Origin of the sequence: Wolbachia endosymbiont of Menacanthus eurysternus (genome assembly GCA_029715105.1) — a bacterium.
Taxonomy (GTDB): domain Bacteria; phylum Pseudomonadota; class Alphaproteobacteria; order Rickettsiales; family Anaplasmataceae; genus Wolbachia.
This window is the reverse complement of sequence record CP085695.1, coordinates 498893-515438: the sequence shown is the minus strand read 5'-3', so window position 1 is coordinate 515438 and position 16546 is coordinate 498893. Positions and strand designations below refer to the sequence as shown.

Annotated in this window: 8 protein-coding genes and 2 tRNA genes; 8 read left to right on the top strand and 2 right to left on the bottom strand. The window is 31.1% G+C overall.

Annotated features, from left to right (window positions below; translation table 11 throughout):
* Window positions 1–2: 2 nt before the first annotated feature.
* Both rplL and LJI21_02110 read left to right on the top strand, forming a co-directional pair.
* Window positions 3–404 (top strand): 50S ribosomal protein L7/L12, encoded by a 402-nt coding sequence (gene rplL, locus LJI21_02115; GenBank protein ID WFW29559.1) that lies wholly within the window; start codon window positions 3–5, stop codon window positions 402–404.
* Between the two features lie 79 nt (window positions 405–483).
* On the top strand, window positions 484–8964 hold the full coding sequence (locus LJI21_02110) for a DNA-directed RNA polymerase subunit beta/beta' (GenBank protein ID WFW29558.1): 8481 nt from the start codon (window positions 484–486) through the stop codon (window positions 8962–8964).
* A 211-nt stretch (window positions 8965–9175) separates the two neighbouring features.
* On the opposite strand, the gene LJI21_02105 is transcribed toward LJI21_02110, so the two are convergent.
* Window positions 9176–10672: a UbiD family decarboxylase gene (locus tag LJI21_02105; GenBank protein WFW29969.1), complete on the bottom strand. Its 1497-nt coding sequence runs from the start codon at window positions 10670–10672 to the stop codon at window positions 9176–9178.
* A 750-nt stretch (window positions 10673–11422) separates the two neighbouring features.
* Window positions 11423–12589 (bottom strand): SurA N-terminal domain-containing protein, encoded by a 1167-nt coding sequence (locus LJI21_02100; GenBank protein WFW29557.1) that lies wholly within the window; start codon window positions 12587–12589, stop codon window positions 11423–11425.
* 182 nt (window positions 12590–12771) lie between these two features.
* Between LJI21_02100 and mnmE the strand changes: the two genes are divergently transcribed.
* The 6 genes from mnmE to metK all read left to right on the top strand — a co-directional run bounded on the left by mnmE (window position 12772) and on the right by metK (window position 16387).
* The gene (mnmE, locus tag LJI21_02095) at window positions 12772–14106 is read left to right on the top strand and encodes a tRNA uridine-5-carboxymethylaminomethyl(34) synthesis GTPase MnmE (GenBank protein WFW29556.1); all 1335 of its coding nucleotides are present in this window, start codon (window positions 12772–12774) and stop codon (window positions 14104–14106) included.
* 55 nt (window positions 14107–14161) lie between these two features.
* A tRNA-Ser gene (locus tag LJI21_02090) sits at window positions 14162–14249 on the top strand.
* A 268-nt stretch (window positions 14250–14517) separates the two neighbouring features.
* Window positions 14518–14820 (top strand): 50S ribosomal protein L21, encoded by a 303-nt coding sequence (rplU, locus tag LJI21_02085; protein ID WFW29555.1) that lies wholly within the window; start codon window positions 14518–14520, stop codon window positions 14818–14820.
* A gap of 12 nt (window positions 14821–14832) precedes the next feature.
* Window positions 14833–15102, top strand: coding sequence for a 50S ribosomal protein L27 (gene rpmA, locus LJI21_02080; protein WFW29554.1), 270 nt, complete (start codon window positions 14833–14835; stop codon window positions 15100–15102).
* Window positions 15103–15104: 2 nt separating this feature from the next.
* Window positions 15105–15178: transfer RNA gene (locus tag LJI21_02075), tRNA-Ile, on the top strand.
* Between the two features lie 66 nt (window positions 15179–15244).
* Window positions 15245–16387 carry a methionine adenosyltransferase gene (gene metK / locus LJI21_02070; protein ID WFW29553.1) on the top strand — a complete coding sequence of 381 codons (1143 nt, stop codon included), beginning with the start codon at window positions 15245–15247 and terminating at the stop codon, window positions 16385–16387.
* Window positions 16388–16546 lie beyond the last annotated feature (159 nt).

Below are 16546 nucleotides of genomic sequence, written 5' to 3'. Positions count from 1 at the left end.
ATATGAGTAATATGACAGATGATTTAGTTGATAAAATATTATCTCTAAATCTATTGGAAGCTTCTGAACTTGTGAAAGTTTTAGAAGAAAAAATAGGATTATCCTCTAGTTCTTTTATTAGCGGTGGAGTTGGTGCCAGTGGTGTATCTACTAACAGTAGTGGCTCCTCTGCTATTCAGGAAAAAACTGAATGTAAGGTTGTAATTAAAGAAATTGATGTGAGCAGAAAAATGGAAGTTATTAGAATGGTGCGGAAGGTTAACTCTGCACTTGGTTTAAGAGAAGCTAAGGAGCTAGTTGAATCCTTGCCTAAGGATTTAGTTACTAATATTCCTAGAGATGAAGCAGAAAAAATTAGGCAACAGCTTACTGAAGCTGGGGCAATCAAAGTGGAGCTTGAATAAGAATTCATAATAAGTTTTGATTGTATTAAGTTTCGATATTAATGTGGTGTTTTAGTTAGTTTTAATTTTGGGTATTCAGATGGTTGTTTCTTCTTATATGTTTGCTTCTAATGCTTTCGTTCCTAGGATTTCTTATTCTAAATCAATTGACTTGAAGGATTCTCTATTAGATTTAGTTAAAGTTCAAAAGGAGTCATATAAATCATTTACTCCTGGAAGAAGTGATAATGAGAAACTTGAATCTATTTTTCATTCAGTTTTTCCAGTAAATGATCCTCTACATAGAGCTACTATTGAATTTATAAATTGCAGGATAGATCATCCTAAGTATGATGAGTTTGAATGTATAAAGCGTGGTATAACATTTTCTGCTCGGGTTATTGCATTTATACGTCTTGTTATTCTGCAAGATGGTATTTCTCTTGGTGAATATAAGTCTATTAAGGGCAGTAATAATAATGAGGAGGATCGTTTTAAGTTTACAGATAATATTCTAAAGTCCGTAGAAGAACAGGAAGTTCATTTTTGTGAGTTACCGATGATGACTGATAAAGGTACTTTTATTATTAATGGAGTGGAAAAGGTTATAGTTTCACAGATGCATAGATCTCCAGGTGTATTTTTTGATAGTGATAAAGGAAAAACTTATAATTCTGGTAAGTTAATTTATTCTGCTAGAATTATTCCTTATAGAGGTTCTTGGCTTGATATTGAGTTTGATGTTAAAGATCATTTATATTTTCGCATTGATAGAAAGAGAAAATTACCAATTTCAATTTTATTAAAAGCTTTAGGTTTTTCAAATATGGATATACTTGATAAGTTCTATGAAAAAATAAAGTATATAAAATATAAAAATAGTTGGAAGGTTCCATTCATTCCTGACAAATTTAAAGGGATTAGATTACCTTTTGATTTGGTAGATGTTGAAGGTAAAATCTTACTTAAAGCTAATATTCGTATTACTTCGAGATTAGCCAAAAAACTATATAATGATGGATTAAGAGAATATTTAGTGCCTTTTAATTCTATATGTGGATTGTTTCTTGCAGAAGATCTAATAGATAGTGTTAGTTCTATGAAAATTTTATCTGCTGGTGAGTCTATAAAAGTAGAGGATGTAAAGAAGCTTGAATTGTTATCTGTGGGTGAGATATCAGTTTTAAATATTGATAATATATATGTTGGGCCTTATATATTGAACACTCTTTTCTTAGATGCAAATATGTCTCACCAGGATGCGTTATATGAGATATATAAAGTTTTACGTCCAGGTGAGGTTCCAGTTTTAGAAATAGTGGAAGAGTTTTTTCATAATCTTTTTTTTAATCCTGAATATTATGATTTATCTAATATTGGTAGATTAAAACTTAATTCTTATCTTGGATTAAATTGCAGTGAAGATTTAACTATTTTAACACATGAAGACATTATTGAAATAATAAGAAAAATAGTACTATTACGTGATGATCAAGGGTCTGTAGATGATATTGATCATCTAGGAAATAGAAGGGTAAGGTCAGTTGGAGAATTTGTAGAAAATCAGTTTAGATCTGGATTGCTGAAGTTAGAACGTGTAATAATTGATTCTATGTCTACCTCTAATTTGGAGGGAGTTTCTCCATCTGATTTTATCAATCCAAAAGTGTTAACTAATGTTTTAAGGGATTTTTTTAATTCTTCTCAACTATCTCAGTTTATGGATCAAACTAATCCATTATCTGAGATAACACATAAGAGAAGGTTATCAGCATTAGGTCCTGGTGGTTTAACTAGAGATCGTGCAGGATTTGAAGTGCGTGATGTTCATCCAACCCATTATGGAAGAATTTGTCCCATTGAAACGCCTGAGGGGCAAAATATAGGGTTAATTAATAGTTTAGCTATATATGCGCGCGTTAATAAATATGGTTTTATCGAAAGTCCTTATAGAAAAGTAGTAGATAAGGTTGTTACTAATGAAATTGAATATCTGTCTGCAATAGATGAAGGTTTGTATTATATAGCTGATACTAGCGCAAGGCTTGATGAAAATAACCGTTTTATCGATGACATGCTGTATTGTAGATATGGTGGTAGTTTTGTTATGGTAAGTAGTGATCAGGTAAGTTATATTGATGTATCTCCCAAGCAGGTCATATCGGTTGCGGCTTCATTGATACCATTTTTAGAAAATGATGATGCAAATAGAGCATTAATGGGCTCAAATATGCAACGTCAAGCTGTGCCCTTATTAAAGCCTACTGCTCCTTTAGTTGCAACTGGTATGGAATCTTTTGTTGCCTCTGGTTCTGGTGCTGTAATTTTGGCAAGACGTGATGGTGTAGTTGATAATTCTGATAGTAATTCTATAGTTATACGTGCTTTTGATGAGGAAAGAATTAATTACCTTGGTGTTGATATTTATCATTTGAAAAAATTTCAGCGTTCTAATCATAATACTTGTATAAACCAGAGACCACTAGTGTTTATAGGTGATTCTGTTAAAGAAGGTGATGTAATAGCTGATGGTCCTGCAGTTAACGTTGGCGAATTAGCGCTTGGTAAGAACTTACTGGTTGCCTTTATGTCGTGGCAAGGTTATAATTTCGAGGATTCTATTATTATTTCTAGTGAAGTTGTTAAAAAGGATTTGTTTACTTCTATTCATATAGAAGAATTTGAGTGCATTGTGCATGATACTCCTTTAGGTTCGGAAAAAATAACTCGTGCTATACCTGGCGTTAATGAAGAAAGTTTGTGTCATTTAGATAACAGTGGTATAGTAAAAATTGGCACAAGAGTAGGTCCTGGTTCTATTCTAGTTGGTAAGGTTACACCTAAACCTTCTCTTTCGCTACCTCCTGAAACAAAGTTATTAATGACGATTTTTGGTGAAAAGTCGTTTGATTGTACAGATTCTTCTTTATACACATCTCCAGATGTTGAGGGAACAGTAATTGATGTGAGAGTTTTTACTCGTAGAGGAATTGAAGAAAATGAAAGGGCGTTACTTATAAAACAGAAAGAAATAGATGATCTTAAAAAGGAGCGAGACTATGTCATTAATGTATCTAGTGATTATTTTTATGACACATTGAAAAAACTTTTCATGAGATTTGACCTTCAAGATCAAGAAAAAATTAATATTATTGAACGTGAACAATGGTGGAATATAGGATTAAAGAATAAGCATATTTCTGAACAAGTTAAAAATATAAAGAGAGATTTTGATGAAAAGGTATTGAATGCAAAAATGCAATTTAAGCAAAAAATGGAAAAATTAAATGAAGGTTATGATTTACCTCAGGGTGTTTCAATGTTAGTAAAGGTTTTTATTGCAGTAAAACATAGCTTGCAACCTGGAGATAAAATGGCTGGTAGGCATGGAAACAAGGGAGTGATTTCTCGAGTTGTGCCTGTAGAGGATATGCCGTATTTAGAAGATGGAACTCCTATTGATATTATTCTTAATCCTCTGGGTGTTCCATCAAGAATGAATGTAGGACAGATATTAGAAACTCATGTAGGTTGGGCTTGTAAGAAGTTAGGAGAAAAAGTAAAAAAGTTTCTTTACGAAATAAAGAAGGTTGAGAGTATTTTTTGTGATAAAATTAGGTCTCTTGATGAGAGTAGTTTTATAAAATTTACGGCAGTTTATCTAGATAATAATAAAAGACTTGAGGAAATTAGCGACAAAGAAATAACAGATTCTGTTCTTAATTTGCCTAAAAAATGTATATCAAATGATGATGAATTAGATGTATTGGTAGAGGCTTATTTAGATTCTTATAAAAGAGCACATAGTAATTTGCGTGATTTTCTTATTGAGGTATATAGTTGTGGTAACGATATGTCTGTTTGCGATGATATTCGTAGAATTACTAATGGTGGTTTGGTTTTATTTGCGGGAAGATTATGTGATGGTATTCCTGTTGCTGCTCCCGTGTTTGAAGGTCCAAAAGATGAAAAAATAACAAGATTATTTGAACTTGCCGGGTTAGATAGTTCCGGACAAACTGTGTTATACGATGGCTGCACTGGAGAGAGATTTGATCGCAAAATTACAGTAGGTTATATGTATATGCTTAAGTTACATCATTTAGTTGATGATAAAATTCATGCGCGTTCAGTTGGACCTTATAGTTTGGTTACTCAGCAACCCCTAGGAGGGAAATCTCATTTTGGCGGTCAGCGTTTTGGTGAAATGGAATGTTGGGCGTTACAGGCTTATGGCGCTGCCTATACTTTACAGGAAATGTTAACTGTGAAGTCTGATGATATTAATGGTAGGATTAAGATTTATGAGTCAATAATAAAAGGTGATAGTAATTTTGAGTGTGGAACTCCTGAATCTTTTAATGTGATGATAAAAGAGTTGCGTTCTTTGTGTTTAAATGTGACTTTAAAGCAAAATGAAGTAGTTGTTAAAGATATATCTTCTACTAACATTGCACAGTCTTTTGATAAAATTAGTATATCGATTGCTAGTCCCGAGAGCATTAAGTCTATGTCTTACGGAGAAATAAAGGATGTTTCAACTGCAAACTATCGTACATTTAAAGTTGAAAAAGGCGGTTTGTTCTGTCCTAAAGTTTTTGGTCCTGTTAATGACGATGAATGTTTATGTGGAAAATATAAGAAAAGGAGGCATAGAGGTCGTATATGCGAAAAGTGTGGAGTAGAAGTCACTTCTTCTAAGGTAAGGAGAGAGAGAATGGGTCATATAGAGCTTGCATCTCCTGTTGCTCATATATGGTTTTTAAAATCGCTTCCTTCAAGGATTGGGGCGTTATTAGATATGTCTTTAAGAGATATCGAAAATATTTTATATAGTGATAGTTATATTGTAATAGATCCAGTTATTTCTTCCTTTGAAAGAGGGGAGATTATTAGTGAAAAAGCTTACAATGAGGCTAAAGATAGTTATGGTATTGATGGGTTTGTTGCTATGCAGGGTGTTGAAGCTATAAGAGAATTGCTAGCTCGTCTTGATTTACATGAGATTAGAATAAGTCTGAGATCGGAATTAGAATCTGTTACTTCGGAAATAAGAAGGAAGAAGATTATAAAAAGATTACGTATTATCGAAAATTTTATTAAGTCAGGAAATAGGCCTGAGTGGATGATACTTACCACTATACCTATTTTGCCACCTGATTTGCGTCCGTTAGTCTCTCTTGAGAGTGGTCGTCCTGCAGTTTCTGATTTAAATCATCACTATAGGACTATCATTAATAGAAATAATAGATTGAGAAAATTATTAAGTTTGAATCCACCTGAAATTATGATTCGTAATGAAAAAAGAATGTTACAAGAAGCTGTTGATTCTCTTTTTGATAATAGTCGTCGTAATGCCCTTGTGAATAAGGTTGGTTCTGTTGGATATAAAAAATCTATTAGTGATATGTTAAAAGGAAAACAAGGTCGTTTTCGTCAGAATCTGTTGGGAAAAAGAGTAGATTATTCTGGGCGTTCTGTAATAGTTGTTGGTCCAACTCTAAAGTTAAATCAATGTGGATTACCAAAAAGAATGGCTCTTGAATTATTTAAACCTTTTGTTTATTCAAAGCTTAAGATGTACGGTGTGGCTCCGACAATTAAATTTGCTAGCAAGTTAATAAGAGCTGAAAAACCAGAAGTTTGGGATATGCTTGAGGAGGTAATAAAGGAACATCCTGTATTGTTAAATAGGGCACCTACCCTGCATAGGCTTGGTATACAAGCCTTTGAACCTATTTTGATTGAAGGTAAAGCAATACAATTGCATCCGCTTGTTTGTACGGCATTCAATGCTGATTTTGATGGTGATCAAATGGCTGTACATGTACCAATTTCATTGGAAGCTCAGCTTGAAGCTAGAATATTGATGATGTCTACTAATAATGTTTTAAGTCCTTCTAATGGTAGACCAATTATAGTTCCTAGTAAAGATATAGTACTTGGTATACATTATTTAACTCTACAAGAACAGACTGATGAAGAAAATAGTAATTTGCCGTTTTCGAGTACTTTTGGTGAAATTGAACATTCTTTAAGTAACGGTATTTTACATATTCATTCTAAAATAAGGTATAGAATAGAGTATATGAATAGTGATTATAAAATTGTTTACACGACTCCAGGTCGTTTGATACTATGGCAGATCTTTCCTAAGCATGAGAATTTAAGTTTTGATATTGTAAATCAAGTTTTGACAGTTAAGGAGATAACTAATATAGTTGATTTAGTATATCGTAATTGTGGTCAGAGTGCTACAGTAGAATTTTCTGATAAATTAATGGTATTAGGTTTTGAGTATGCTACATTTTCTGGTACTTCTTTTAGTCGCTGTGATTTGGTTATACCAAAAACCAAGGCTATACATGTTAATCATGCTAGAAACGAAATTAAGAAATTTTCCGTCCAATATCAAGATGGGCTAATTACTAGAAGTGAAAGATATAATAAGGTTATAGATGAATGGTCAAAATGTACGGATATGATAGCAAGTGATATGTTAAAAGCGATATCTATATACGACAGAGAGAGTAAATATAATTCGGTATATATGATGGTTAATTCTGGTGCAAGGGGTTCTACTTCTCAGATGAAACAATTAGCTGGGATGCGTGGACTTATGACTAAACCTTCTGGTGAGATTATAGAAACACCTATAATTTCTAATTTTCGTGAAGGATTAAATGTGTTTGAGTATTTTAATTCTACTCACGGTGCACGTAAAGGTCTTGCTGATACTGCGCTTAAAACTGCAAATTCTGGATATTTAACTCGTCGTTTGGTTGATGTCTCTCAGAATTGCATAGTTATTAAATATGATTGCAAAACACAAGATGGGTTAACTATGAGAGCTACAATTGAGAGAGGTACGATAGTTGCATCTTTGGAGAGTATCGTGCTTGGGAGAGTAGCCGCAAATAATATATATGATCCAGGAACGAATGAGTTATTGATAAAAGCAGGGGAATTGATTGATGAAAACAAGGCAAGGCAAATTAGTATTGCAGGCCTTGATACTGTAAAGATTAGATCTCCTTTAACTTGTAAATTAAATCCAGGTGTATGTGCTCTTTGTTATGGGAGAGACCTTGCGACTGGCAGAGTTGTTTCGATAGGTGAGGCAGTTGGTGTAATAGCTGCTCAGTCTGTTGGAGAGCCTGGTACTCAATTAACAATGCGTACTTTCCATATAGGTGGAGTAATGACTAGAGGAGTTGAATCTTCAAATATTGTAGCTTCTATTAATGCTAGAGTAAAATTGAACAATATTAATATAATTACAGATAAAAATGGAGATAAAATTGTAATAAGTCGTTCTTGTGAAGTTGTGTTGATTGACAGTTTTGGTAGTGAAAAATTAAAGCACAGTGTGCCTTATGGTGCTACTCTTTATGTAAATGAAGGTCAGCTAATAAAAGTTGGTGATAGAATTGCAGAATGGGATCCTTATACGTTACCTATTATTACTGAAAAGACTGGTATAGTATCTTATCGAGATTTAAAAGATGGGATATCAATCACTGAGGTTATGGATGAATCTACTGGTATATCAAGTAAAGTAGTGAAGGATTGGAAATTACATTCTGGTGGAATAAATTTGCGTCCTAGAATAGTGCTACTTGATGACAATGGTGAAGTAATAACACTTGCAAGTGGTGTTGAGGCATGCTATTTTATACCGATTGGTGCAGTGCTTAATGTACAAGATGGTCAAAAAATTCATGCAGGTGATATTATAACAAGAACACCAAGAGAATCGGTTAAAACTCGGGATATTACCGGCGGTTTACCTAGAGTTATAGAATTATTCGAAGCACGTTGCCCTAGAGAGCATGCAATTGTTAGTGAAGTAGATGGTTATGTAGCATTTTCTGAGAAAGATCGCAGGGGGAAACGTAGTATATTAATTAAGCCTGTGGACGATAAGATTTCTCCTATTGAGTATCTTGTTTCAAGGAGTAAGCATGTGATAGTTAATGAAGGTGATTTTGTGCGTAAGGGTGATTTATTAATGGATGGTGATCCTGATCTTCATGATATTTTACGTGTACTTGGACTTGAGGCTTTAGCACATTATATGATTTCCGAGATACAGCAGGTCTATAGGTTGCAGGGTGTTCGTATCGATAATAAGCATCTGGAGGTGATATTGAAACAGATGTTACAGAAAGTAGAGATTACTGATCCTGGTGATACTATGTATTTGATTGGTGAGAGTATTGATAAGTCAGAAGTTGATAGAGAGAATAATGCTATGAATAATTCCGGTAAACGACCTGCTAGTTATCTTTCTATTTTGCAGGGGATTACTAGAGCTAGTCTCGAAACTCATTCTTTTATTTCTGCTGCTTCTTTTCAAGAGACAACAAAAGTATTAACGGAAGCAGCGTTTTGCGGAAAAGAGGATTCTTTAAGTGGGTTGAAGGAAAATGTTATAGTAGGTAGATTGATTCCTGCTGGTACAGGTTTGATTATGAGCAAGATTAGGGCACTTTCGCTTTGTAGTAACGTAGATAAATATGAAAAGTATTTTGATATTGAAACTTATGATGAAAAACTATTAGAAAATAGCTTTTCATAGTTTATATGGATAAATAAACAATAAAAAGAGTGTCTTTTGTAGTAAAGATAGAAGTTAAAAAAGTTAAAATGGAGAAAAATGTGAGGGTTTTGCGTTTAGATTGTTATTCTCTAATTATTTAAATAATAGAAAGTAACTGTTAATTTTATTATTTATATTATTTGGTAAACAGTGCTTTCTTGGTGTGCTTACTTTTTAAGTAGTGTGACAACTAATTTTTAATGTTAAATCCGTATTTTTCCCATTTTTCTGTAACTTTTTTTATTATTTCTTGGCTCATTTCGATTTTTTTTCCCCATTTTCGTTTAGTTTCGGGAAAAATTTTATTTGTTGCGTCAAGTCCTATTTTACCTCCAAGTCCTTTTTCTGGAGAAGCAAAATCTAAGTAATCAATCGGCGTGTTTTTTATTGGAATTATATCTCGTATGGGGTCCATTCTTGTTGATATTGCCCACATTACTTCTTTCCAATTGCGTATATTTATATCGTCATCTACAATTATAATAAACTTTGTGTATAGAAATTGTTTAAGAAAGGAAAGTATACCCATAACGATTCTTTTTGCATGTCCAGGGTAGGATTTTTTAATTGATATTATTGCTATTCTGTAAGAACATCCTTCCGGTGGGAGATAAAAATCTACTATTTCTGGAAATTGATTGATAAGAATTGGTATGAAGATTTCATTAAGTGCTTCGCCGAGTATCGATGGTTCATCTGGAGGTTTGCCTGTAAAAGTACTAAGATATATTGGATTTTTGCGCATTGTAATTGCAGTAATATTGAATTCTGGAAATTTTTCGATAGAATTATAGTAACCAGTGTGATCTCCGTATGGTCCTTCGTTTTGATATTTATATAAGCTTACATAACCTTCTAAAACTATTTCTGCGTGAGCTGGTACTTGAAGTGGTATAGTTCTACATTTTACAAGTTCAAGAGGTTTTTTACGTAGTAATCCAGCAAATTGATATTCTGATAATGTTTCTGGAATTGGAGTTGCTGCAGCTATAAGTGTTGCAGGATCAATGCCTATTACAGCAGCAGCAGGAAAATTTATATTTTGCTTTTTATTTTTTTTCTTCCATTGTATATAATGGTTTGCTCCTCCTCGGTTTGCAAGCCAACGGATTAGAGTTGTTTTTTTATTTATAACTTGCATACGATATATTCCAAGATTAAAATTATCTTGTTCGTTCTCTGTTGATCCTTTTGTTACTATAATTGGCCAGGTAATGAGTGGTGCTGGTTCATTTGGCCAGCATGTTTGGATTGGTAGTAAGTTAAGGTCTATTTCATCGCCGGTTAATATTACTTCTTGACATGGAGCTTTACTTATAATTTTATTACGCATTGATAATATAATTTGTAATGTAGGAAATATTTTTATAGCATCTTTTAAATTTTTTGGTGGCTTTGGTGATTGTAAAAATGCTAGAAATTTACCGAGATCTTTCATTTTATTGCGATCTATATTTAATCCTAAGGCTATTCTATCAATAGTGCCAAATAGATTCACTAAAACTGAGATTGGATTTTTTCCGTTTTCTGTTATAACATTTTCAAAAATTATGGCTGATCCTTTATTCAAAAGAACTCTACGATGAATTTCTGTTATTTCAAGAATCGTTGAAACTTCTTCTTTAATTCTAATTAGGTCTTTTTTTTCTTCTAAAATAGATATAAAGTCACGTAAGTTGTTATATATCATCATATGATTCGAAATACAAATTTTTATGTGCGATTAAAATAGTGTAATTATACTTTTAAAATGCTGATTTTGAAACTTTTTGTTTTATTATGGCAGTAGTTAAAATATTTAGAAGTATTTATTTTTTGGTTTATAAATTGCTTTTTAATATTGTAGTTTAGAATTCATTCTTAATCTATATAAAAAAGTTAGAAGAGATACACTTATTAAGTTATTGTATTTAAGTTTAAAACTTTTACTAAATGATGGTTGCGTAAACTTTTATAAAAAGTTTGTTCAATTTTGAGTATTTCTAATTGAGATTAGACTGTTTTATTAATTGTGAAAATAATGTTCAATGATTCATTATTTTATATTTTGTGTTTTAGTTCTCTTATTTTTAGGTTATCTTCGATTATTGAATAATATATATAATATGATATATCAATTTTCTATATGAAATATTAAATGTTTTTAATTTTAATTTTATTTAAAAAACAAAGTAGAGATATTATTAAATATAATATTTTAGGTTGAATATTTAATTCAATTTCTAGAATAGAGATTTTATAGAAATTATATTTTAATTTTGATTAATTTTTAGTTAAAACGTCAGCTCTTAGTTAAGAAACATTTGTTGATTTTTAGCAATTTGTACTTTTGGAGCATTTTATATGAAAATAGAGTTTAAAAGGAAGAGATAAAGAGATAGAGATTTTAATCCTTCAAAATGGAAAATTTTAATAAAAAAAGCAAATTTAAGTAAATTTAATTAAAATAACTGATAGCTGTGCTTTTACGTATATTATCTAATAGTGAGTTACTTTGTATTAAAACTTTTTGTTGATATATTTGTTGCTTAATATCCTCTATAATATTTGATGTATTTTTTATGTCACATAGTAACATTAGTCTTATAGTGTCATCTTTTTTAAGCTCTATTAAGTCGTTTATTTTAGCGTTTTTAAATGAAATTTGTAAACTGGGGTTTAAATTTTGTATTTTCATTTCAAATTCTTTTATGTTCTTTAATTTAAAATTATTTACGATTTTATCGAAATTCAAGCAATCAACTTTTTGTTTTTTGAATTCATTTAATAAATTTTTATAATTTTTAATTATAACTTGTTTTACTTTTAAGGTACTTTTCAAAAATGAATAACTAAGTTGCACTTTATCTGTTATCCTTATAACGGAATAGTAATTTTTATTAAGTTTAATTGGACCTATTATATCACCAATTTTTGCATTCTCTAAAACATTCTTAAGATTTCTTTTTAGTTGGCTTAGATTAACTGTTAATTTATGTATTTTTATTGCAGGTTCTAAAATAAAATTGTTATCATTATTCAATAATCTTTCTGCAAAATTTTTAGCTGTCTCGTAAATATCCCAATTTTCTTGGTTAGAGTTAGGAATAAATTCTTCAAACGTGACAAGCCAATTTAGTTCTTCCATTTGTTTTTTTACATTGCAAATTTCTTCATCGCTTATTTTAATAAACGGTATGACTTTTGTTTCAATAATTTTAATCCATAATAGTTGGCATTTTATATGCCTTTTTAAGGCATTAAGGTCTATATTTTGTTTTTCTATATATTTAGAAACTTCATTATTTTTAATCTTAAAGTTCTTTGTCATAAATGATATGATGGCATCATTTAGATCCTTATCACTGAGTTTTATGTTTAAATTTTGTGCTTCATTTACAATGATGATTTCATCAATTAGCTGTTTTAGGGTTTGAAATTTTAATGTCTCGTTATTTTGGAGATAGAATAGCGAATTTATTAAACTAATACGTTTTTCAACATCTAAATTTGAAATCGGTTCACCATTTACATCTGCAAGAATTTCAATTTTATTTGCAAGTAACCTGACTGGTATTATTACTATTATCAATAGTAAAATCACTATTTTACATGGGTAGGTCATTATCCCTTAGTTTTAACATACTTCTTGGTGAGAATTACAAATTTTTTTATTTTGTCATATGTTATATATTAAATAATTAGTCAGTATACCATAATATTTATGGTAAAATATTTTTTTAGTGAACCCTAGTATAGGGGAAAAATTAAGAAATTCTATTAATAAATATAGATAGGTGATAGGAGATGTATGCGAGAACAAATGAAACTATTTTTGCTTTATCAACTGCATTTGGTAAATCAGGAATTGCAATAATTAGAGTTTCAGGTAATCATGCTCTTAAGACTTTAAATCATTTTTATATTAAAAAATATATTAAACCCAGATTTGCTACTTTAGTTAATTTATATGATGATGTAGGTCAACTTATAGATAATGGAGTAGTTATTTATTTTCCTGCTCCAAATAGTTTTACAGGTGAAGACATTGTAGAATTACAAGTACATGGAAGTAAAGCAGTTATAAATATTATTTTAGAAAAATTATCAGAAATTTTTGTTATGGCTAAACCTGGAGAGTTTTCACTCAGAGCATTTTTAAATGGTAAGTTTGATTTAACACAAATAGAAGGAATTGCTGATTTAATTGATGCTGAAACAAAAATGCAAGCTAAACAGGCAATTAGGCAAGTTTCAGGAGAATTGGAGAAGTTATATAATGATTGGAGGAGGAAATTAATAACAGTACAGTCTAAAATTGAAGCATATATAAATTTTCCAGAAGATATTTTAATAGAAAAAAATGAATTAGAAAAGATAAGTAGTGAAGTACAAATTCTTATACAGTCAATACAAGATCATTTAAATGATAATAGATGCGGTGAAAGACTACGTGAGGGTTTACATGTTGTTATAACTGGTAAACCTAATGTTGGTAAATCAACATTGTTTAATTTTCTTGCTAAACGTGATATAGCTATTGTTTCCAAATATGCAGGTACAACTAGAGATATACTTGAGGCTCATATTGATATTTGTGGATATCCTGTTATTCTTTTTGATACTGCTGGAATTTGTGAAAGCTTGGATCCTATAGAGTCTGAAGGTATAAGTCGTGCAAAAAAGAAGCATTGCGAAGCTGATTTAAGAATAGAGCTATTTTCTTTTGAAGAAAGAAGTAATATCAGCTGTGATACTGCGGATATTAATACTATTTATGTTTTGAGCAAAGCTGATGATGTGAATGATGATTATATTGTGAAGATTAATAACATAGATTTTTTACCTATTTCTATTTTAAAGGGAATAGGTTTAAAAAAACTTTTTTCTTCAATTGAAAAAAGGGTAGAAGAAAAGTTTTATTGCAGCAAAAATGTTCCTTTAATTACTCGACAAAGACATAGAAATTGCATGCAAAGAGCTATAAAGTATTTGCAATGTTTTAATAATATAGAGAATCCAATTGAGTTAATGTCTGAAGATTTAAAACTTGCAATAGTTGAACTTAGTGAAATAACAGGTATCATTAACGTTGAAGAGGTGTTAGATGAAATATTCAGTAATTTTTGTATTGGTAAGTAAATTTTATAGATTGTTCGAGATTAAATGTTGTGGTAAGAGTAATTAAAAATAGGGTGGACGGATGGCCGAGCGGTTTAAGGCATCAGTCTTGAAAACTGACGTACATAGTGAATGTACCATGGGTTCGAATCCCATTCCGTCCGTTTTGTGTTTGTAACTTTATTTTATAGTATATATCATAAGATTCTGTATCTCTTATAAAGATTTAATTGTTTTGTTTGTTTTGTGTTCTATTCTATACTTATAGAGCTGAGCTTATTTATAATGGAAAATATGCTTTCTATATTTTCAGTATTATATAATCTGTATTGTTATTGTTATTATATGTATTTTCTTCTAAAGAAGGGGGTTATCTTGACATTAATACGTTAGTTTTTTATACTTAAGGGGCTAAATAGTGGGAGTGCGTTTGTGTTTGCGGTAATTGAAACGGGTGGAAAGCAATATTTGGTGAAAGAGGGTAGTATTTTGAAAGTGGAGAGATTGAATGCTGAAGAAGGAAAAGAGGTAAAGATTGATAAAATTATTTATTTTTCCGGTAGTGGTTTATCTTGTTTACCTAATATTGCTGTTGAAGCTTGTGTACTTGAACAATGTAAGGGGAAGAAAATTTTAGTTTTCAAGAAAAAGAGGAGGAAAAATTATCGCAGGAAAATTGCTCATAGGCAGTGTATAACTGTTCTTCGTATTAATAAAATTAATATTCAAAATTAATGGTGACAAGGTATGGCAACTAAAAAATCTGGTGGTAGTTCTTGTAATGGAAGAGATTCAGTAGGTCGTAGACTAGGAATAAAGAAGAATGGGAAGGTTATTCCTGGAAATATAATTGTTCGTCAAAGAGGAACAAAATTTCTTCCCGGAAGGAATGTTGGTATCGGTAGAGATCATACTATTTTTGCTAAAGTAAAAGGTTGGGTTAAATTTAGAAGGTCAGTTAACAATAGGATTTTCATTGATGTTTTACCTATGGAGGATATACAAGTTTCAGTTTAGAAGGGTCTGTAGCTCAGGTGGTTAGAGTACACGCCTGATAAGCGTGAGGTCGGAGGTTCGATTCTTCCCAGGCCCACTCTCTCTATATTGATAATTATATCGTGTATATTTTATAAAAAGTTTTGAAACGAAAGATTAAAGCATGAATTTATATAAAAGCTTAATTACCAGCGAGTCTGTTGCAGCCGGTCATTCAGATAAAGTAGCAGATCAAATTTCTGATGCAGTGCTTGATGAATATCTTTTTGTTAATCCGTTTTCGAGAACTGCAATAGAAACTTTGGTTACTAAAGATAATGTTATTGTAGCTGGGGAAATATTTGGTTCCGATATAAAAAACGATAGAATTGAGAATATTGTGCGAAATGTAATAAGAAATATTGGTTATAATAAATGTGATGATTTTCACTGGAAAAAAGTAAAAGTAAATATATTGTTACATGAACAATCGCATGACATTGCATTAGGAGTGGATCAGGGTGCGGGAGATCAGGGAATTGTGTATGGCTATGCGACAATAGAGACGGAGAGTTTTATGCCAGCACCAATTTTTTATGCACATTTAATTTTAAGAAATATTATGGGTATAGCCAAAGAGGTAAAACTTGGTCCGGATGCAAAGTTACAAATTACTTTAAAATATGAAGGCAATTTACCGGTATATGCTGAAAGCATTGTTATTTCAATACAACATCCGGAAGATTTTGACAGATTTAAAGTGAAAGAAATAATTTATCCATGTATAGTTTCTTCTTTGCCTGAAGGATGGATGTGTTCTGAGGAGAATCTTTTAATTAATCCTGCTGGTAGATTTATAGTTGGTGGACCTGTTAGTGATTGTGGGTTAACTGGGAGAAAAATTATGGTTGATACTTATGGAGGTTATATTCCACATGGAGGGGGGGCATTTTCTGGAAAAGATGCAACAAAGGTTGATAGATCTGCAGCTTATATGGCGAGGTATCTTAGTAAAAATATTGTTTCTGCAGGTTTAGCTAAACGCTGTTTAGTACAGCTTTCTTATGCAATTGGTGTATCAAAGCCTACTTCATTTTACGTTAATACGTTTGGTACAAATATAGTAGATGAGAAGAGAGTTAAGAGGTTTATTGAAAATAATATAGATTTATCAATTAAAGGTATTATTAAATATTTATCGCTTAATCGTCCTATATATAAACGTACATCTTGTTATGGCCATTTTGGTAAGAAATTAGAAGAAGACGGTGGATTTTCTTGGGAAAATACAGATTTATCTGATGTTCTTGTAAAGACTTTATTATAAAGTAAAAGTTTAGTATAAGAGTAATTGAATAGTTTCGAATTGTTAGGGTTATGTTATTAATAAAGTTATAATAATAGTTTTTTGAATAAGCTTTATCGCTTAAAATAGTTACAGATGAATTGTAACGATAGGTGGAATTAGAATATAATAAAGGTGATG